The sequence below is a fragment of the Cryobacterium sp. AP23 genome, from assembly GCF_054075385.1.
In genome coordinates this window covers 2,120,755-2,141,032 of the sequence record NZ_CM133415.1, presented here as the reverse complement: position 1 = coordinate 2,141,032, position 20,278 = coordinate 2,120,755, and the positions used below count along the sequence as shown (strand labels likewise).

Here is a 20,278-nt window from a genome sequence, read left to right as displayed (position 1 = left end):
GCTTAATCCGAGTCGCTCCGGGACGGTAACGGTGGCAGCGGTTCGGTGGGTGCGGTCTGGTGCCGGTCGGTGGGCGCCGTCGGCGGCAGCGGCCCGGTGGCGGCCAGGACGGTGTCGGGCTCGGACGGGTGCGCTTCCGTCGGCACGGGCCCTGGCGTGCCGCCCTCGGCCATGGGCGCCTCGATCGTGGCAGGCGGGCGCTGCAGCAGCTCGACGAGGAGCACGGCGATCAGTGCGAGGATGGCGGTCCAGATGATGACCGATGCCGGCAACGGCCGCCAGAACAGGGCCACCGCGGCCGCCGCCAGGGCGATCAGCACGTGCACCACGCGGCGGTACGTAAAGAGGACCTCCCCGAACCGGCCGGTGCTGACGCCGGCGTCGTCCGCCGCCGCCCGCAGCCGTGCGGCCGAGCGGACGGTTGCCCTCCGCAGGATCGTCGACCCGTGGAACGGGCCGGCGAGATAGGCGACAACCGCTACCGTGAAGCCCACCAGCCCCACCGAGAGCGCCGTGACGTTCATGAACGGCACCACGGCGTCGTAGAGGGCATGGCTCATGTCGGTGGGCAGGTAGGTCGGCGATACCGCGTTGACGAAGAGGATCCGCCCCACCGCGATGCCCGCCGACAGCAGGGCCATGGCCGCGGTCAGGGCGAGACCCGCCCAGATCAGGGTGCGCGCGCGCCGTCGGGCCACGAGCACACCGAGCGCGATCAGGCCCAGGCTCACGAAGGGCAGGACGAAGCCGAGGACGTTGAGCAACTGGTAACCGGTGCGGGCCTGCACGAGGGCGTCGGACTGGGCGACCACGATGGTGCGGTCGACCTCCGGGATGTTCTGCGCCAGGCCGAACCCCCGATCGACGAGTTCGTTCTTCACCTCCGCGACGATCGGGCCCAGCTGGATGCCGAGCTCACCGGTGTCGCTGATCGCCAGCGCGGAGGTGGAATCGCCCTCCAGCGCCGCGATGACCTGGGTCTGGCTGGTGCGCACGGCCTCTTCCCAGAGCTGGGCGAAGGCGTCGGAGGTCACGATCCTCGTGGCGGCCGACTCGATCAGTCCCTGCACGCCCTGCACAGCGGGTTGCTCCAGGAGGCCGAGCGCGTTCGTGGCCTGCGGCGGAAGGTTGAGGGTGGCCAACCCATCGAAGAGGTCCTTGGTGATTCCAGCTATGTCCACGTTGTCGTTCACGACGGTGACGATCTCGTCCACCAGATAGGCCTGCACGGCCGGGTCCTCCGCGAGCGGGGCCAACGACGAGGCGAACCTGTCGGTGTCGTTGACGTACCCCTTGGTCCAGTAGGCGACCACGGCGACGGGCGCCAGCAACGCGCCGACGGTGATGAGCAGGGCGGCGAAAAAGGCCCGCCACCGGTAGGCGGCCCGGTGTTCGGCCGCGGGTCCCACACGGGCCCGCAGCCGGGCGTTCTCGGCGGAGAGCCGGGCGATCTCGTCGGCGGGGTCTGGGGCCGTGGTGGTGCCGGTCGTGCTGGCGGGGTTCGGTGAGCCGTCCATGGTGCCGCCGCCTTTCACCTGCGGGATGGGTCGGAATCGGTGGAGCTGAGTGCTGCCAGTATTTGCGCCCTGTGTGGCCCCCGCAAGGGGGGACGGTCGGGCCGCAGCCTCCGTGGGGGAGCGGAGCGCGTCAGGCGCAATGCGTAATGCGTCACGCCCACGGCGAACAGAGGCACGCATCCGGGCTTGCGCTGGTTACTCTCTTTGTATCGGTGCCATAACCGCCCTGGCGCCAAGGGAGTGTTCATATGTTTGAGAGATTTACCGACCGAGCTCGTCGTGTCGTCGTCCTGGCCCAGGAAGAGGCCAAGATGCTCAACCACAACTACATCGGGACCGAGCACATTCTGCTCGGGCTCATCCATGAGGGTGAAGGCGTGGCCGCCAAGGCCCTGGAGAGCCTCGGCATCTCGCTGGATGCCGTGCGCGAACAGGTGCAGGACATCATCGGCCAGGGCCAGCAGCAGCCCACGGGTCACATCCCGTTCACGCCGCGCGCCAAGAAGGTCCTCGAGCTGAGCCTGCGCGAAGCCCTGCAGCTCGGCCACAACTACATCGGAACCGAGCACATCCTGCTCGGGCTCATCCGCGAGGGCGAGGGCGTGGCCGCACAGGTGCTGGTCAAGCTCGGCGCCGATCTCAACCGGGTGCGCCAGCAGGTCATCCAGCTCCTTTCCGGCTACCAGGGGAAGGAGCAGGTGCAGGTGGGTGCGAACGAGACAGCGGCCAACCCCGCGGGCAGCCAGATTCTCGACCAGTTCGGGCGCAACCTCACGCAGGCGGCGCGCGACAACAAACTCGACCCCGTCATCGGGCGCGAGAAGGAGATCGAGCGGGTCATGCAGATCCTCTCCCGCCGCTCCAAGAACAACCCCGTACTCATCGGTGAACCCGGCGTCGGCAAGACCGCCGTCGTCGAGGGCCTCGCCCAGGCGATCGTCAAGGGCGATGTGCCCGAGACGCTGAAGGACAAGCAGCTCTACTCGCTCGACCTCGGCTCGCTCATCGCCGGCAGCCGCTACCGCGGTGACTTCGAGGAACGCCTGAAAAAGGTGACCAAGGAGATCCGCACCCGCGGCGACATCATCGTGTTCATCGACGAGATCCACACCCTCGTCGGAGCCGGTGCTGCCGAGGGCGCCATCGACGCGGCCTCGATCCTGAAGCCCCTTCTGGCCCGTGGTGAGCTGCAGACCATCGGTGCGACCACCCTCGACGAGTACCGCAAGCACTTCGAGAAGGATGCCGCCCTCGAGCGCCGCTTCCAGCCCATCCAGGTGAACGAGCCGTCGCTGCCGCACACCATCAACATCCTCAAGGGTCTGCGCGACCGCTACGAAGCGCACCACAAGGTCTCCATCACCGATGGTGCCCTCGTGGCCGCGGCGAACCTCGCCGACCGGTACGTCTCCGACCGGTTCCTGCCGGACAAGGCCATCGACCTGATCGACGAGGCCGGCGCACGCCTGCGCCTCTCGATCCTGTCCAGCCCGCCGGAGCTGCGCGAATTCGACGAGAAGATCGCCGTTGTTCGTGCCGCGAAGGAAACCGCGATCGAGGACCAGGACTTCGAAAAGGCAGCCGGCCTCCGCGACGAGGAGAAGAACCTCCTCGGCGAGCGTCTGCGCCTGGAGAAGAAGTGGAAGTCCGGCGACGTCAAGACCACCGCAGTGGTCGACGAGGGCCTGATCGCCGAGGTCCTCGCGCAGGCCACCGGCATCCCCGTGTTCAAGCTCACCGAGGAAGAGTCCTCGCGGCTCGTCTTCATGGAGAAGGCACTGCACCAGCGCGTCATCGGTCAGGAAGAGGCCATCTCGGCGCTCGCCAAGACCATCCGTCGCACCCGTGCGGGACTGAAGGACCCGAAGCGTCCAAGCGGTTCGTTCATCTTCGCCGGCCCCACCGGTGTCGGTAAGACCGAGCTGGCCAAGGCGCTCGCGGAGTTCCTCTTCGACGACGAGGCCGCCATGATCTCGCTCGACATGAGTGAGTACGGCGAGAAGCACACCGTGTCGCGCCTGTTCGGTGCCCCTCCCGGGTTCGTCGGCTTCGAAGAGGGCGGCCAGCTCACCGAGAAGGTGCGCCGCAAGCCGTTCTCCGTGGTGCTGTTCGACGAGATCGAGAAGGCCCACCCCGACATCTTCAACTCGCTCCTCCAGATCCTGGAAGAGGGCCGGTTGACGGATGGCCAGGGTCGCGTGATCGACTTCAAGAACACCGTCATCATCATGACCACCAACCTCGGTACCAGGGACATCAGCGGCTCGCCCGTCGGGTTCCAGCTCGAGGGCGACACGGCCACCAGCTACGACCGGATGCGCGGAAAGGTGAACGAGGAGCTGAAGAAGCACTTCAAGCCCGAGTTCCTCAACCGCGTCGACGAGATCATCGTCTTCCCGCAGCTGTCCAAGCCCGAACTGCTGCAGATCGTGGACCTGTTCGTCAAGCGCCTGGGCGACCGGCTGCTCGACCGCGACATGACCATCGACCTCACCCTCGCGGTGAAGGAGCACCTCATCGAGGTCGGCTTCGACCCCGCCCTGGGCGCCCGGCCGCTGCGCCGCGCGATCCAGCGCGAAGTTGAAGACCGCCTGAGTGAGAAGATCCTGCACGGCGAGCTCAACGCGGGCGACCACGTGCACGTCGACTTCGTGGACGGCGAGTACGTGTTCACCACGACGAACCGCAACGAGGCTGTCTCGGTGGGCATCAACTCCGCCGCCGCAGTGGGCACCGGACCGGGCACGCCCGATCTGGCCATCACCAGCGACTAAGTAGCACCCGTAGTACCCGAACGGCCCGGCGGTTTTCCGCCGGGCCGTTCGTGCGTGCGCCCCTAGACTTGAGCTTTCGGCGGAATCCAATCGGCGGCCAGGAGCCGCCAGGAGAGTGGGCGGGCGTGACCAAGCAGGAGTTCATCGTCCGTCGGGCCCAAACCAGCGACGTACCGCTGATCCAGGAGCTCGTCGAGCCGCTCGTGCAGCAGCGCATCCTGCTCGGCAAGGACCGCGTCGTGTTCTACGAGGCCGTGCAGGAATTTCGCGTGGTCGAGGACCTCGACGGGAAACTCATCGGCTGCGGCGCGCTGCACGTGATGTGGGAGGACCTCGGCGAGGTGCGCACCCTGGCGGTGTCCGAGGACTGGCTCGGCCACGGCGTCGGGCACGCCATCATCGACCGCCTCGAAGCCGACGCGCGCGAACTCGGCCTCAGCCGCTTGTTCTGCCTCACCTTCGAGGTCGGGTTCTTCACCCGGCACGGGTTCGTCGACATGGGCACAGAGACCGTCGACCCCGCGGTGTACGCCGAGCTGGTGCGCTCCCCGGACGAGGGCGTCGCCGAGTTCCTCGACCTCGCCCGGGTCAAGCCGAACACGCTCGGCAACACCCGAATGCTCAAGCGCCTGAGCTGAGTCCGCCGCCCGCTCAAATGTGGGCCACATCGGCATTTTCCTGCTCATCTGAGCACGGTGCCGTGCTGTAACGTGCCCGAAATCCGGCGTCAATAGGCTCCCCAACACCCGGCCGAGGCTCTCGCGTACACCCGTCGTTCACGCGCGAGGTCCCGGTGCGTCACGCGTCCTCCCTACGCTGGCGCCGCTGTCTGCTGACCCTGCACGCCTGCTGACCCTGCACCCTGCTCGTTGCACCTGTTTGCCCATCCAAGAGGAGAACCATGTCGCTCGTCCCCCGAAGCCGGCTCACGCTGGCTGTCGCATCCGTGATCGGGGTGAGCCTTGCGGCCGCCCCGTTCGTGGCCCTACCCGCGCAGGCCAACAGCGCGGGAACGGGAGTGGTCATCAACGAGGCCTACCTGAGCGGCGGCAGCGCCGGCGCTGCCTTCACGAACAAGTTCGTTGAGCTGTACAACCCCACGGATACCGCTGTGGACCTCAGCGCCTGGTCGCTGCAGTACCGCAAGGCCACCGGCACCGTCGCCGACGCCCCCGCGACCGTAGCCCTCACCGGCACGATCCCGGCGAACGGCTACTACCTCGTCTCCGGCGGGTCGAACGGCGCCAACGGCGCGGCCCTGCCCACCCCTGACCAGGTCTCCACCCTCAACCCGAGCGGCACCACCGGTACCGTGATCCTCGCCAAGTCCACGTCGGCCCTCACCCTGCCCGCCGGCGATTCCACCGCCAACCCGGAGGTCATCGACCTGCTCGGGTACGGCGCCTCACTGACCTTCGAAGGCGCCGTCGCCGGGGCTCCGAGCGCGAACTCCGACGTCAAGTCGATCAACCGCACGGATGCCGCCGACAGCGACAACAACAAGGCCGACTTCTCCCTCTCGGCCACGATCACGCCCACGGCATCCACCGGAGGAGCCCCGGCCGAACCGACTCCGACGCCAACCCCGGAGCCGACCGGCACCCCCGCCCCGGTCGAGACCGTCGCCATCAACGCGATCCAGGGCACCACCGACACCAGCCCGCTGGCCGGCAGCACCGTCGCCACCGTCGGTGTCGTCACCGCCGCCTTCCCGACCGGAGGGTTCAAGGGCTTCTACCTGCAGACCCCCGGCACCGGCGGACCGGTCGACCTGGCCGGCCACACCGCTTCCGACGGCATCTTCGTCTACACGAACGCGCTGGCCGCATCCGTCGCCGTCGGCGATTACGTCTCGGTCACCGGAGTGGTGAGCGACTTCTACGGACTCACCCAGCTCACCGTCGGCGCACTCAGCGACATCGCCCCGCTGGACGCCACCGGAATCGTGGCCCCGGCCGCCGCGACCGTGGGCCTGCCCGCCACCGCCGCCGAACGGGAGTCCCTCGAGGGCATGCTCATCGCCCCGACCGGTGACTTCACGGTGACCAACAACTACACCACCAACCAGTACGGCGAGATCGGACTCGCGTCCGGCACCACGCCCCTCGTCGGCGCCACAGTGACCGCCCGCCCCGGCACCGCGGAGTACACCGCGGCGCTCGAGGCGAACGCGGCCCGGGCCGTGACGCTGGACGACGGCGCGACGACGAACTACCTCAGCGCGGCCAACCAGGCCAAGCCGGTGCCGTATGTCTCGACCACCGCTCCGGTGCGGATCGGCGCCGCGGTGACCTTCACCACGCCCGTCATCCTGGACTACCGCAACAACGCCTGGAAGTTCCAGCCGACCACCGAGCTCGTGCCGGCCAACGCCGCCACCGTGCAGCCGGCCACGTTCGCGAACACCCGCACCGACGCCCCCCGCGCCGTGGGCGGCGACATCCGCCTGGCCAGCTTCAACGTGCTCAACTACTTCAGCACCACCGGTGACGAGGTCGCCGGCTGCACCTTCTACACCGACCGCGCCGGTGCACCCATCACGGTGAACTCGGGCTGCGACGCCCGGGGAGCGGCCAACCAGGCCAACCTCGACCGCCAGCAGGCCAAGATCGTCGCGGCCATCAACGCCCTCGACGCCCACGTGATCTCTCTCGAGGAGATCGAGAACTCCGTGGCCTTCGGTAAGGACCGCGACACCGCGCTCGGCGACCTCGTCGCAGCCCTGAACGCCGACCTCGGCACCGACGAGTGGGCCTTCGTCCCCTCGCCGGCGACGGTTCCGGCCGACGAAGACGTGATCCGCACCGCGTTCATCTACAAGAAAGCCGCCGTCGAGACCGTCGGCGCGTCGACCATCCTCACCGACTCGGCGTTCGACAACGCCCGTGAACCGCTCGCCCAGGCCTTCCAGCTGGTCGGCGACACCGGCAGCGCCTTCCAGGTGATCGTCAACCACTTCAAGTCCAAGGGCTCCGGCACCGGCGCAGACGCGGATGCCGGCGACGGCCAGGGCGCGTCCAACGCCTCCAGGGTCGCCCAGGCCACCGCGCTCGTGGCGTTCGCCGACACCCTGAAGGCCGACACCGGCATCGACCGGGTGTTCCTCACCGGCGACTTCAACGCCTACGACCAGGAAGACCCGATCAAGGTCATCACCGACGCGGGCTACCTCAGCCAGGAAGCCAAGAGTGGCGAGTACACCTACGCCTTCGGCGGCACCGTCGGATCGCTCGACCACGTGTTCGCCTCGCCCGAAGCGAACGCCACGGTCGCCGATGTGGACGTCTGGAACATCAACTCGGTCGAGTCGGTCGCCCTCGAATACAGCCGGTACAACAACAACGTCACCGACTTCTACGTCGCCGACGCGTACCGTTCTTCCGACCACGACCCCGTCGTCGTCGGTCTGAACCTCGCGACGCAGGCCCCGGTGGAGATCAACCTGCTCAACATCAACGACTTCCACGGCCGTATCGACACCAACACGGTGAAGTTCGCCGGCACGATCGAGAAGCTGCGCGCCGACTTCGGCGACGCGAACACGTTGTTCCTCTCCGACGGCGACAACATCGGCGCTTCGCTCTACGCGTCGTCATCGCAGCAGGACAAGCCGACCATCGACGTGCTCAACGCCCTCGAACTCGACACCTCGGCCGTGGGAAACCACGAGTTCGACCAAGGTCTGTCCGACCTGACCGGACGGGTGGCCGACGCGGCCGACTTCGAGTACCTCGGCGCGAACGTCTACCTCAAGGACACCGAAACCCCGGCGCTCAGCGAGTACGCCCTGTTCGAGATCGAGGGGGTGACCGTCGGCGTGATCGGCGCCGTCACCCAGGAGACGCCGACCCTTGTCACCCCGAACGGCATCGCCTCGGTCAGCTTCGGTGACCCTATCGCCGCGGTGAACCGGGTTGCGGCGCAGCTCACCGACGGTGACCCCGCCAACGGTGAAGCGGATGTGCTGATCGCCGAGTACCACGAGGGTGCCGGCGGCACCAACCCGAGCGCCCCGGTGCTCGAGGACGAACTCGCCGACACCGACAGCGCCTTCGCCAGGATAGTCACCGAGACGTCCCCGGCCGTTGACGCCATCTTCACCGGCCACACGCACAAGACCTACGCCTGGAACACCCAGGTGCCCGGTGCCGAGGCAGGTGTGACCCGCCCGGTGCTGCAGACCGGCAACTACGGCGAGAACATCGGCCAGGTCGTGCTCAGCTATGACCCCGGAACCCAGGCCACCACCACGGTGAAGAACGAGAACGTGAAGCGCAGCACCGCTGCCGACGCCGACCTCGTCGCCGCCTACCCGCGTGTTGCCGCGGTCAAGACGATCACGGATGCCGCCCTCGCGGCAGCCGCCGTGACCGGCAACGTCACGGTCGGGTCCATCACCGCCCCCATCACCCGTGCATCCGTCGGCGGAGCGACCCCCGTGGTCGAGGACCGGGCCGCACCGTCGACCCTGGGCACCCTGGTGGCCAACTCCCTGCGTGAGTCGCTCGCCGACCCGGACAAGGGCGGCGCCGAAATCGGCATCGTCAACCCCGGCGGCATGCGCGCGGACCTGTCCACCTCGCCGGACTCGGACGTGAGCTTCGCCGAGGCGAACGCGGTGCTGCCGTTCCTGAACAACCTGTGGACCACGACCCTGACCGGGGCGCAGTTCAAGACGGCTCTTGAACAGCAGTGGCAGCGGGACTCTGCAGGAGCGGTGCCCAGCCGGCCGTACCTGGCCCTGGGGCTGTCCGACAACGTGAACTACACCTTCGACGCCACCCGCGCCGAGGGTGACCGCGTCACGGGAATCTGGATCGATGGCGAACCCATCGACCTCGACCGTGGCTATCGGATCGGGTCGTTCAACTTCCTCATCACCGGCGGCGACAACTTCCGCGTCTTCACCGAGGGCACCGGAACCCGCGACTCCGGTCTGATCGACCGGGACGCGTGGATCTCCTACATCACCGCGCAGAGCCCGCTGTCGCCGTCCTTCGCGGCCCGGCAGGCGGCCGTGACCGGCGTTCCGGCGTCGGTGACGGCCGGTGACACGGTGACCTTCACCGTGTCGCAGCTCAACCTCACCTCGACCGGCGCGCCGAAGAATACCCAGCTCTCCGTCTCCTGGGCCGGCAGCAGCACCGTCTTCGGACCGGCCAACGTCGACGGAACGGGAACGGCGACCGTTACCGTCACCGTGCCGGCCGATGCCGCGGCCGCGAGCGAACTGACCCTGACGGCCAAGGAATCCGGCACCATCGTGCGGGTCCCGCTGGCCGTGACTCCCACGACGGAGCCGACCCCGGTTCCGACGACCGAGCCGACCCCGGTTCCGACGACGGAGCCGACTCCGGTCCCGACGACGGAGCCGACTCCGGTCCCGACGACGGAGCCGACTCCGGTCCCGACGACGGAGCCGACTCCGGTCCCGACGACGGAGCCGACTCCGGTCCCGACGACGGAGCCGACTCCGGTCCCGACGACGGAGCCGACCCCGGTCCCGACGACCGGTCCCACGGCGGAGCCGACCCCGGTCCCGACGACCGAGCCGACGGCGGAGCCGACCCCGGTCCCGACGACCGAGCCGACGGCGGAGCCGACCCCGGTCCCGACGACCGAGCCCACGGCGGAGCCCACCCCGGTCCCAACGACCGAGCCGACGACGGAGCCCACCCCGGCCCCGACGACCGAGCCGACGACGGAGCCCACGGCGGAGCCCACTCCGGTCCCGACGACGGAACCCACGGCGGAGCCGACCCCGGTCCCGACGACCGAGCCGACGACCGAGCCCACGGCGGAGCCGACCCCGGCCCCGACGGCGGGCCCGGCCGTTCCGCCGACCGTACCCACCCACCCGACAAAGCCGACGAAGCCGACGAAACCCACCCTGCCCACGCGGCCGGGCGTTCCGCCGACCCTGCCCACGCGTCCGAACGTGCCTCCGACACTTCCGTCGGCAGCCTCGGAGACCGCGCTGACGGCGGTGCTCAAGAACAAGATCAGCGTCAGCGACTCCTCGGTTGCCGCCGGTGACCGCATCACGATCACCGTCGGAACCGACCACGCCGGGCAGTTCGTGTCCGCCTGGGTGCGCTCGACTCCGGTCAACCTCGGTGGCTGGCTCCAGGTGAGCGACGCGGGCACCGTGGCCGTCGAACTTCCGACTGACCTGGCACCCGGCACCCACCGCATCATCGTGCAGGATGCGTCCGGCGCCGTGATCGGCTGGACCGAGATCACCGTCACCGCGGCCGGCGCCACCCCGACGGGCCTCGCGCAGACCGGGCTGGACGCCAGCCCGTGGCTGGCCGGCGGCGTCTTGATGTTGCTGCTCGGCGCGGCACTGATGCGACAGCGTCGGGCGACGATGGACTCGTAACCCACCAGTAAGAACAGTTGGCGGCGCCGGTGTGCTGTGCAGCCAGGGGAGGCCTTTCGATCACGCATCGATCGGTCCCCCTGGCCGCACGGTATGCCGGCGCCGCTTCGGTGCGCCGGGCGGTCTGCGCGCCGAGCACCCACCGCGCTCATCTGAGCGCATTTCACTAAAGTTCCCCACGACCGAGAAGTCGTGGCTATGCTGCTGCCCAGTGCGCCAATGATGACGCGGCGCTCTTCGGGGGCTGCAGGCCTGGCGGCCCGAGACGATCCACCTTCGAGGAGAACAATGTCGCTGGTACCCCGCCGCCCGGTTCGACTGCTGTTCGCCGCGACGCTGGGGGCGTGCCTCGCGGCAGCTCCGCTCGTCGCCATCCCCGCACAGGCCGCCCCGACGCCGCCCGACGTGGTGGAGCTCAACCTGCTGAACATCAACGACTTCCACGGTCGGATCGACGAGAACACCGTGAAATTCGCCGGCACGGTGGAAACCCTTCGAGCCGAATACGGCGACGACGCCACCCTCTTCCTCTCCGATGGCGACAACATCGGCGCCTCCCTGTTCGCCTCCGCCTCCCAGCAGGACACCCCCACCCTCGAGGTGCTCAACACCCTCGACCTGCGCGCCTCGGCGGTGGGCAACCACGAGTTCGACCAGGGGTACGCCGACCTCATCGGCCGGGTGGACGACACTGCCGACTTCGACTACCTCGGCGCCAACGTCTACAAGGCCGGCACCGAGGTGCCCGCCCTCGACGAGTACCTCCTCACCGAGGTGCAGGGCGTGACGGTGGGCATCATCGGCACCGTCACCGAGGAAACGCCCGCCCTGGTGTCGCCCAACGGCATCGTCACCCTGAGCTTCGGTGACCCCGTCGCTGCCGTGAACCGGGTCGCGGCGCAGCTCACCGACGGTGACCCCGACAACGGCGAAGCCGACGTGATCGTGGCCGAGTACCACGAGGGCGCATCCGCCGGAACCGTGGAAGACGCGACCCTGGAGCAGGAGCTCGCCCTCACCGACAGCGCCTTCACCGAAATCGTCACCCAGACCTCCGCCGCGGTGGACGCCATTTTCACCGGTCACACCCACAAGCAGTACGCCTGGAACGCGCAGGTCCCCGGCGCGGCGGCCGGCGTGACCCGGCCGGTGCTGCAGACCGGCAGCTACGGCGAGAACATCGGCCAGGTCGTGCTCAGCTACGACCCCGCCACCGACGTATCCACCACGGTGACCAACCAGAACGTGCCCCGCACCGAAACCGACGACGCCGAACTGGTCGCAGACTTCCCGCGGGTGGCCGCGGTGCAGACCATCACGGATGCCGCCCTCGCCGCCGCCGAGGTGGTGGGCAGCCAGCCCGTGGGTTCGGTCTCTGCCGACATCACCCGCGCCTCCATCGACGGCGCCGTCCCGGTGGAGGAAGACCGCTCCGCACCCTCGACCCTGGGTACCCTGGTCGCGAACTCCCTGCGCGAATCCCTGGCCGACCCGGCCACGGGCGGTGCCGAGATCGGTGTGGTCAATCCCGGGGGCATCCGTGCGGACCTCACCGTGGCCCCTGACCCCGTCGTGACCTACGCGGAAGCCAACGCGGTGCTGCCATTCGTGAACAACCTCTGGACCACCACGCTCACCGGCGCACAGTTCAAGACCGTGCTGGAGCAACAGTGGCAGCGGGACGAAGCCGGCGCCGTCCCCAGCCGGCCGTACCTGCAACTGGGCCTGTCCGACAACGTGAATTACACCTTCGACGCCACCCGCACCGAAGGCGACCGCATCACCGGCATCTGGGTCGACGGCGAGCCGATCGACCCGGCCCGCGGCTACCGGATCGGCTCGTTCAACTTCCTGCTCACCGGCGGGGACAACTTCCGCGAGTTCACCAACGGCACCGACACTCGCGACTCCGGCCTCATCGACCGGGACGCCTGGATCTCCTACCTCACCGCGAACGACCCCGTCGCACCCTCCTTCGCGGTCGCTCAGGCACAGGTGACCGGCCTGCCCGCCCAGCCGGTCGCAATCGGCGACGACGTGACCTTCACGGTATCGAACCTCAACCTCACATCCACGGGAGCCCCGAAGAACACCGAGCTGACCATCGAATGGGTGGGCAGTGCCACGGCCGCCGGGCCGGCCGCCGTGGACGCCGACGGCGCCGCGATGGTCTCGGTGACGGTGCCGGCGGATGCCCCCGCCCAGAGCGTGCTCATCCTCACGGCCACGGAATCCGGCTCCATCGTGCGGGTGCCGCTCACCGTGGACAGCACGGTGCCGGCGCCGACCCCGACCCCGACACCCGCTCCCACGGAGCCCGCCCCGACCCCGACCGAGCCTGCGCCCACGGCGCCTGCCCCCACTGCGCCGGGTGTGGCGCCGACCTCGGCCCCGGTGAGTTCCCTCACCGAGACGCTGCGTGGCGTGATCACGACCGACGCCGCCAGCTACCCGGCCGGCGCCGACATCACGATCACCGTGGCCGACGAGCACGCAGGAGAGTTCGTGTCGGTGTGGGCGCGTTCCACCGCGGTGAACCTCGGCGGTTGGCTGCAGGTCAGTGCCGAGGGCACCGTGACAACGACGTTGCCGACCGATCTCAGCGCCGGCAGCCACCGCATCATCGTGCAGGATGCATCCGGTGTCGTGATCGGCTGGACCGAGATCACGATCACGGGCGCGGGCAGCACGGTGTCGGGTACCAGGGCATCCGGCGGCCTGGCCGCGACCGGCGTCGATGTCGCACCGTGGCTTGCCGGCGGCGCGCTGATGCTGCTTCTCGGTGCCGTGCTGCTGGGCGCGGAGCTGCGTCGCCGCAACCGGAATTCGAAGGAATCGTAGCCGACACGCAAGACGATACCGGCCGTGCCGGTGGACCTCGCTAGCCTTGGAGCATGTCGACGACCAAGCATCCGGTCGGCCCCCAGGCCAGCAGCGTCTACCGGCGACGCCGCCTCGTGGTGGGGCTCGGCGTCCTCGCCGTTCTTGCGGTCATCATGCTCATCTTCTTCCGGCCCGGCGGCGACGAGCCGGCCGCCAGCACGACTCCGGCCGCCACCGCGGACCCGAACGCCACCGCCGCTCCCGGCGACGACGCCGAGGCCGCCAGTACCGCGTGCGACCCGGCCAACGTCGTGGTGGAGGCGATCACCGACAAGGGCTCCTACGACGCCGGCGACGAACCGGAGCTCTCGCTCAGCGTCACGAACACCGGCACCACGCCCTGCGACCTGAACGCCGGCACCACCACGCAGGTGTTCACCGTCACCAGCGGTGCCGACGTCTATTGGACGTCGACCGACTGCCAGACCGACGCCGCCGACGCGGAGGTTACCCTCGAACCGGGCGTCGCGGTGAGCACCAAGACGCCGCTGGTGTGGGACCGCACCCGGTCGAGCCCCGAGACCTGCGAGATCACCGACCGGGAGGCGGTGCCCGGTGAGGGCGCCTCCTACTACCTCTCGGTGAGCGTCGGCGGCGTCGCCTCCGCCACCCCCACCCAGTTCCTGCTCAACTGACGCCGGGGCCGCCGCGTTCGCTCCGGGCTGAGGCCTGGAGTGGCCCCGCTTCGCCGACGGATGATTGAATGGAACACGTGACAGACGCGAACCCGGACACCCGATCAGAAGCCCTGGCCACCGCGCTGGCCAACCAGGACGTGGCGGCGGTGGCATACGCGTTGCGCAACGACGTCGTGATCGTGCCGCAGCTGGTGGTGAAGGGCAGCGCCGAACAGGTGCGGGTCTTCGGCCGCGAGGGCACCGACAAGCGGATGCTGCTGCTCTTCTCCTCGGGAGAGAACTATGCACGCATGATCCCCGACGAGGTGAACCCGCAGGTGATGGTCGGCGACGCCCAGTGGCTGCGCGAGTTCCTCATCGTGCACAAGAACACCCTCGAGATGGTGTTCTTCGACATCGCCGGCCCGCACGTGATGCAGGCGGCCCCCGACGACCTTCTGAAGGCGCTCGGCCCGATCGGCGACGACAGCTCCGCTCCGACCGACTAGCGGTCTGATTTACCCGAACGCGGCGTCGAGTTCGGCGTCACGTCGGGACACCCCGGTGCCGAGCGCCCGGGAGACCGCGGTTTGCACGGTGCTGCTGGATGCGTCGATGCGGGAGGTGAATCCCATCCGGGTGGCCTCGGCGACGCGCTGCTTGGCAGCGGATACCGGGCGGATCTCCCCGGCGAGGCTGATTTCCCCGAACGCCACCACGTTGTGGGCGATGGGTTCGTCGAGGATCGCCGACGTCAGCGCGATCGCGATCGCGAGGTCCGCGGCCGGTTCCACCAACCGCACCCCGCCCACCGTCGACACGTAGACGTCCTTCTTCGAGAACTGGTGGCCCACCCGCTTCTCCAACACGGCCAGCAACATGGCCACCCGGGAGCCGTCCACGCCATTGGTCACCCGGCGCGGGTTGGGCATGACGGTGTCGATCACGAGCGCCTGCACCTCCACAGGCAGGGCGCGACGGCCCTCCATCGCCACGGTGACGCAGGTGCCGGATACCGCGGTGGTGCCGCGGCTGAGGAACAGGCCGCTCGGGTCGGCGACCTCGCTGATGCCGTCTCCGGTCATTTCAAAGCACCCCACTTCGTCGGTGGAGCCGAACCGGTTCTTCAGGGCGCGCACGAACCGCAGTGCGGTGTGCCGGTCGCCCTCGAACTGGCAGACCACGTCCACCAGGTGCTCAAGCAGCCGGGGCCCGGCGATGGTGCCATCCTTGGTGACGTGACCCACCAGGAGCACCGGCAGGTTGCGGTCTTTCGCGAGCCGGATGAGTGTGGACGCGACCTCGCGCACCTGGCCGGGCTGGCCGGCTTGGCCGTCGTTGAGCGAGCTGGAGACGGTCTGCACCGAGTCGATGATCACGAGGTCGGGCTTGACCGCGTCGATCTGACCGAGGATGGTGCCCAGGTCGGTCTCGGCGGCGATGTACAGCTCGGGTTGTAGGGCGCCGGTGCGTTCGGCGCGCAGGCGAACCTGGGACACCGACTCCTCGGCGCTCACGTAGAGCACCCGCGATTTCGCGATGGCTGCCTTGGAGGCCACCTCGAGCAACAGCGTGGACTTGCCCACACCGGGTTCACCGCTGAGCAGGATCACCGAGCCGGGCACGATGCCGCCGCCGAGCACCCGGTCGAACTCGTTGATGCCGGTGGGCCAGTGCGCCACGGCCGTGGTGTCGACATGGGTGATCGGCCGGGCCACGCCGGGGCCGCTCACGAACGACGGCGTGACCGAGCGGCTGATGCCGGTTTTCTCCGCGGCTTCCACCACGGTGCCCCACTGCTGGCATTCGCCGCAGCGGCCCGCCCATTTCAGCGTGGTCCAGCCACACTCGGTGCAGCGGAAGTTGGAGACGGGTTTAGCCATGTCAGCGAGCCTAGCCGCGGCCGCCGACACCGATCACTCGGTCAGCGTCTTCTGTGGAATCCGATGAGCCACGACCGCGCTGAGCTCGGGCAGGAACGCCTCGGCCCAGATGCGGTAACCGCGGTCGTTGGGGTGGAACATATCGTTGGCGACCTGGCTGAGCACGCTGCGCAGGCCCTCACGCTTGGTGGTCGCGTGTAGTGGCACCACGGTGAGGCCGTGCTCCGCGGCCACGTCGCGCACGATGCGGTTGGCGGCCGCGACCTTGCGTTCGTTGTGCGGCAGGTGGAAGCAGGGCAGGTCGGCCACGAGTGCCTGCGGCGGCAGGGCCGAAAACACCTCGCGGATGCCCGCCTCGAATTTCACCGGGTCCCACTGGGCGATGTCATTGGCGCCGATCGCGACGGTGACGAAGTCGGGTTGCAGCTTGACGAAGCGGGGCAACTGGTCGCGCACGGCCAGCTCCACCGTGGCGCCGGACACACTGAGGTTGATCACGCGGAGAGTCTGGCCGGTGGCCAGGCGGATGTGGTCGGCCAGGATGCCGACGTAGCCGCGGTTGGGTGCGCTGGCGCCGATGCCCTGGGCGGCGCTGTCGCCGATGGCGACGTAGAGCAGGTCGCCCTTCTCCTTTGCGTGTGTGCGCCACCATAGCGAGTTGATCGGCAGGGTCTCGTTGAGCACGGCGGCATTGGCGGCCAGCATCCGCCGGAAGCGTCGATAGCCCAGCATTGCGGCCGCGCCGAGCCCGGCGGTGCCGGCCACGGCGCTCGCGGTGAGGGCGATGGTGCGGGGAGTGGAGGTGTCATTCGTCACGCAGGAGAGAGTACCGCCGGGCTCTGACAGTTCGCCGGAATTCGTCCGAACGGAACAGGTGTGCACCAACCGGCCCCTGCCGCCGCGGAGGGATGTGCTTTCGGATTCGCGTCACCCCCCTTTCCTCAACTACAATCGCTCTCGGTACCGTGTCCGAGCGGCCGAAGGTGCAACTCTCGAAAAGTTGTGTGGGGGAGACTCCACCGTGGGTTCAAATCCCACCGGTACCGCCACAGGGTTGTTCCTGGAACTCATTGATTCTGTTCCAAGAACTGCTCCCAAAACGAATGGCCTCTGAGGTTTCGGAGGCCATTCGTCGTTTCTTGAGTGTCTAACTTCTGATTGCTTGTTCACGTCGGCGAGCGGGCGCGGATTAAATGACAATGCACGGCCAGGGATGTCCGGGCGGCCGATTTTCGGCGCTGCGGATTGTCCTGGTCGTGCAGTGGGGCGATTATTGGTGAGTTACAGCGCGCGGTTATGTTCTGAGCGGCGGGTCGAGTTCCGAACCGTCCGGGGCTCCGGGGAGCACCTTTAGTGGCCACTTCGCCTTGTAGTTGGAGTGACCCTCGCGGTCCCGGCGTCTCGTGGTCGCTCGTACTGGTCCCATGCCCGTTGCGGCGGCCGGTTTGTCTTGCGATGCCCGTGTGGCACGGTCAGTGAGGAACTTGATGATCTTCCGGATATTCGCGGACACGAGCAGGATCGTCGTCAGTACCTGCTGGGCGGCGAAACCGCGGATCCGTCGGCGCGCTGGAACGTCAAGCGCCTCGTGGCCTTTGGATTTCACGTAGGCGTGGAAGCTCTCATCGGTATTGCGGCCGACGCGGTAGGCATCGCTCCACTCCTTCGACTGGTATCGGAAGAGCTGCGCGTCGCGGATGCCATCCTCAGGGCCGAAGTCCACGGATCCTTGCGAGCAAATCAGGTCGGGGGCCTCAGGGACATACCTGTCTTGAACGGTCGGGCGAACCTTGTCGGGTGCTTTGGGATGGATCTTCCGGATCGGGCAGCTGACGGTTGGGTTTGGCCCTGCTGCCGGGCACATCATCGGGACATGCCCGCGTTCGTCGGGCCGCTCCTTCGGACGCAGTTCGAACGCCGTCCGCTCCTCCAGCCGACTCCGATAGGTCTCCTCGTCAATCTTGTGCGCGGCCGCATCGTTCGAGGCGTTGAGGAGGTCCGTGCCGGTGCCGGCGCAATAGTGGCGGCCTTCGACCTGGATGGAGCCGGCCTTTCCGCCGCGAACTCCCATTCGTGTTACCTGGTAGTCAGTGATGACGTCGAAGCCCATCTTCTTGATCGGCACGTGCAGTGTTTCAGGAAGTAGGTTCGCGAAGTACTCGCGGTCGGCGACGATGGTGCCTGGCGTATATCCACGATCGACGATTGACTGGGCAACCGCCACCGTGTCACGGGCAAGGTGATGACCGGGCATGCTCATTGAGAAGCCGATCGCAATGTTCGGAAATTCTGATTCGGTGCTGCGGCTGTTCGGGACCAGGACGGCGACATTTCCAGCCCAACCCCAAACGTATTCAGTGTCCTTCTGATTCTCGGGACCGGATCCATCTCGCTTCTCCGGAGATTTTGCGTTCCACCCGGCGTCCGTCTCGATGACGAGTTTGTCTTTGTATTCCTTCTTCGTCTTGGGGTTGAACCTGCGCTCCACGCCCGTTTTGGGGTCGATAGGTGCGCGCCCGCGGGGACTCGTTGCGGGTATCGTCGTCTGGTCGATCCCGAGCGTCACGCGCTGTTTCACGCGCCGTCGAACGTCTCGAGGCTGCAGTCGGAAGGTCATCTCGAGTAGCGCGTCACTGAACCAGTTGAGGCGTTCACGCCGCATGCTAACGAGGTCGTGGTCGCGCATGCCGAGGACCCGTTCGCGGTCGGCTCGGTTCTCCAGCCGGTAGTGCTGAGTGTCGGGATACGGGTCCATGGTTGCGATGAGGCGATGGAACGAGTTCCAGGCGGCGTTGTACCAGCGCCTTGCTTCAAGGCGCCCTGTGCGTGATCCGGATAGCGAGAGGGGTAGGCCGAGAAAACTACGTGCTTCGTTGGTGAGGCGCTGGTGCAGTAGATTGCCCATCTCGCGTGCGTATTGCGGGGCGTGTTCGCGCGCGAGGAGTACCAGGACGACCAGAATCGTTCGGTCATCGACAACGGGAGACCGCCCGCCGCCGCGCTTGCTCCCGCGATTCTCACGGCGCCACGCGATGATCTGGTCGACTGTTTTGGATTCGTCGACCATCGCGGCTACTTGGCGTACGTCGCTGATGTCGAATTTGGATGTCCGCCCCGAGGTTGTGCCGATCTCATCGTCGAGCAGGTGCTCGAGCGCATCGCTCTCAGTGTCCTCGGCGGCCATCGTGACCGCGCCGTCGGTGACGCCGCTCATATGGCGGCCGCCGCTCCAGTGATGAGAGGTCGGAGGTCGTTGTCGACATCCGGGGTCATGGCCTGCACATAGGGGGAGAGAGAGGTGGGACTCGTCAGGCCGGCCAGGTAGAGGAGGGTGTCCAGTCGCAGCCCGGCGTTGAGCTGGCCCACTAGCCAGGTGGCACGGAGCCTCGTTGCTGATGGGGTGGGTTCATCGGGGGCGTCGATGCCGAATTGGTGGATCACCCGGGCCGGGTATTCGGGCAGGCGGTATCCAGAGAAGAGCCAGTCGCCCGGCGCCCTGTCGTTGATGCCCGTGACCAAGGTTCGTCGCCACTCCAGACGGAGGGGGACCGTGCGAGGGTGCCTGCCGCGCACGCTGACTAGAAGGTCCTCACCATCGGCCGTGACGTCGCTGACGCGGGCTAGGGCGATTTCTTCGGCACGCAGGCCCGCGCCGGCACCGAGCGCGAGCAGCACGTGGGCGTTCGCCCGCCGATCGAGGTTGGTGCGTCGAGCGGCGGAGCTTCGGAAGATTACGAGCTCCCGGCTGGCGTAGGGGCGAACCGATGCCGGGTCCTTCCTGGTATGGCGCTCGGGCGTGGTGGTGGTGAAGTGTGCAACGAGTGTGTTCAGACGTTGCGCCGTCTGCTGTCGGTAGGTTTCGCCGTGGTCTGACATGACCTCGCGCACGAATCGACGGACAAGCGATGGGCGGAACGCTACTGCAGGGTCGAGGTCCGCAGCCGCTGTCTGCCAAAGCCACTGTGCAAACTTCGAGGTTGCCGCAAGGTAGTTCCGAGCGACACCCCGAGTCCGGAGCCCGAGGCCGGTCACGCTGTTCCGGACGAAGGCTTCGGTTTCGGCCCAGTGCGTGGCAGGTATCTGGGCGACATAGTTGTCGATGACGCGCTGCACTGCGGGCGGGCTGACGGCACTCATGCCTGGCCCCGGCAGGGCCGCGAGATGGGCAGGAGGCTGGGGGATGGTCGTGTGGTGGGGGATGTGGGCTGGAGGATGCTCATAC

General features: G+C 67.9%; 11 protein-coding genes and 1 tRNA gene. 7 read left to right on the top strand and 5 right to left on the bottom strand.

Annotated features, from left to right (window positions below; translation table 11 throughout):
* Positions 1-2: 2 nt before the first annotated feature.
* On the bottom strand, positions 3-1,517 hold the full coding sequence (locus ACU5E9_RS10135; RefSeq protein ID WP_456809793.1) for a hypothetical protein: 1,515 nt from the start codon (positions 1,515-1,517) through the stop codon (positions 3-5).
* A gap of 248 nt (positions 1,518-1,765) precedes the next feature.
* On the opposite strand from ACU5E9_RS10135, the gene ACU5E9_RS10130 reads away from it, so the two are divergent.
* From ACU5E9_RS10130 to ACU5E9_RS10105, 6 genes are all read left to right on the top strand, one after another.
* Positions 1,766-4,291, top strand: a complete 2,526-nt coding sequence (locus ACU5E9_RS10130; protein ID WP_456809792.1) for an ATP-dependent Clp protease ATP-binding subunit — start codon at positions 1,766-1,768, stop codon at positions 4,289-4,291.
* 125 nt (positions 4,292-4,416) lie between these two features.
* Positions 4,417-4,929 (top strand): amino-acid N-acetyltransferase, encoded by a 513-nt coding sequence (locus ACU5E9_RS10125; protein WP_456809791.1) that lies wholly within the window; start codon positions 4,417-4,419, stop codon positions 4,927-4,929.
* 263 nt (positions 4,930-5,192) lie between these two features.
* Positions 5,193-10,673 (top strand): ExeM/NucH family extracellular endonuclease, encoded by a 5,481-nt coding sequence (locus ACU5E9_RS10120; protein ID WP_456809790.1) that lies wholly within the window; start codon positions 5,193-5,195, stop codon positions 10,671-10,673.
* Between the two features lie 288 nt (positions 10,674-10,961).
* Positions 10,962-13,514: a bifunctional metallophosphatase/5'-nucleotidase gene (locus ACU5E9_RS10115; protein WP_456809789.1), complete on the top strand. Its 2,553-nt coding sequence runs from the start codon at positions 10,962-10,964 to the stop codon at positions 13,512-13,514.
* Between the two features lie 53 nt (positions 13,515-13,567).
* Positions 13,568-14,191: a hypothetical protein gene (locus ACU5E9_RS10110; RefSeq protein ID WP_456809788.1), complete on the top strand. Its 624-nt coding sequence runs from the start codon at positions 13,568-13,570 to the stop codon at positions 14,189-14,191.
* A 68-nt stretch (positions 14,192-14,259) separates the two neighbouring features.
* A complete protein-coding gene (locus ACU5E9_RS10105; RefSeq protein WP_456809787.1) occupies positions 14,260-14,682 on the top strand; it encodes an SseB family protein in 423 nt (140 codons plus the stop codon).
* Between the two features lie 9 nt (positions 14,683-14,691).
* Here ACU5E9_RS10105 and radA read toward each other — a convergent pair whose 3' ends face one another.
* Together radA and ACU5E9_RS10095 are read right to left on the bottom strand one after the other, a co-directional pair.
* On the bottom strand, positions 14,692-16,056 hold the full coding sequence (radA, locus tag ACU5E9_RS10100) for a DNA repair protein RadA (RefSeq protein ID WP_456809786.1): 1,365 nt from the start codon (positions 16,054-16,056) through the stop codon (positions 14,692-14,694).
* 33 nt (positions 16,057-16,089) lie between these two features.
* Entirely contained in the window at positions 16,090-16,872 is a 783-nt protein-coding gene (locus ACU5E9_RS10095) for an SGNH/GDSL hydrolase family protein (RefSeq protein WP_456809785.1), read from the bottom strand.
* A gap of 143 nt (positions 16,873-17,015) precedes the next feature.
* Between ACU5E9_RS10095 and ACU5E9_RS10090 the strand changes: the two genes are divergently transcribed.
* Positions 17,016-17,105: transfer RNA gene (locus tag ACU5E9_RS10090), tRNA-Ser, on the top strand.
* 245 nt (positions 17,106-17,350) lie between these two features.
* On the opposite strand, the gene ACU5E9_RS10085 is transcribed toward ACU5E9_RS10090, so the two are convergent.
* On the bottom strand, positions 17,351-19,270 hold the full coding sequence (locus ACU5E9_RS10085; RefSeq protein WP_456809784.1) for a hypothetical protein: 1,920 nt from the start codon (positions 19,268-19,270) through the stop codon (positions 17,351-17,353).
* Positions 19,267-20,169: a tyrosine-type recombinase/integrase gene (locus tag ACU5E9_RS10080; RefSeq protein WP_456813460.1), complete on the bottom strand. Its 903-nt coding sequence runs from the start codon at positions 20,167-20,169 to the stop codon at positions 19,267-19,269. Before ACU5E9_RS10080 ends, ACU5E9_RS10085 begins: the two co-directional genes overlap by 4 nt.
* Positions 20,170-20,278: the final 109 nt, after the last annotated feature.

Bases quoted from the DNA above. Each gene is read 5' to 3' on its own strand.
- ACU5E9_RS10130 (WP_456809792.1), top strand. From the start codon at position 1,766: ATGTTTGAGAGATTTACCGACCGAGCTCGTCGTGTCGTCGTCCTGGCC.
- ACU5E9_RS10135 (WP_456809793.1), bottom strand. From the start codon at position 1,517: ATGGACGGCTCACCGAACCCCGCCAGCACGACCGGCACCACCACGGCC.
- ACU5E9_RS10110 (WP_456809788.1), top strand. From the start codon at position 13,568: ATGTCGACGACCAAGCATCCGGTCGGCCCCCAGGCCAGCAGCGTCTAC.
- ACU5E9_RS10115 (WP_456809789.1), top strand. From the start codon at position 10,962: ATGTCGCTGGTACCCCGCCGCCCGGTTCGACTGCTGTTCGCCGCGACG.
- ACU5E9_RS10085 (WP_456809784.1), bottom strand. From the start codon at position 19,270: ATGAGCGGCGTCACCGACGGCGCGGTCACGATGGCCGCCGAGGACACT.
- ACU5E9_RS10105 (WP_456809787.1), top strand. From the start codon at position 14,260: ATGGAACACGTGACAGACGCGAACCCGGACACCCGATCAGAAGCCCTG.
- radA (WP_456809786.1), bottom strand. From the start codon at position 16,056: ATGGCTAAACCCGTCTCCAACTTCCGCTGCACCGAGTGTGGCTGGACC.
- ACU5E9_RS10120 (WP_456809790.1), top strand. From the start codon at position 5,193: ATGTCGCTCGTCCCCCGAAGCCGGCTCACGCTGGCTGTCGCATCCGTG.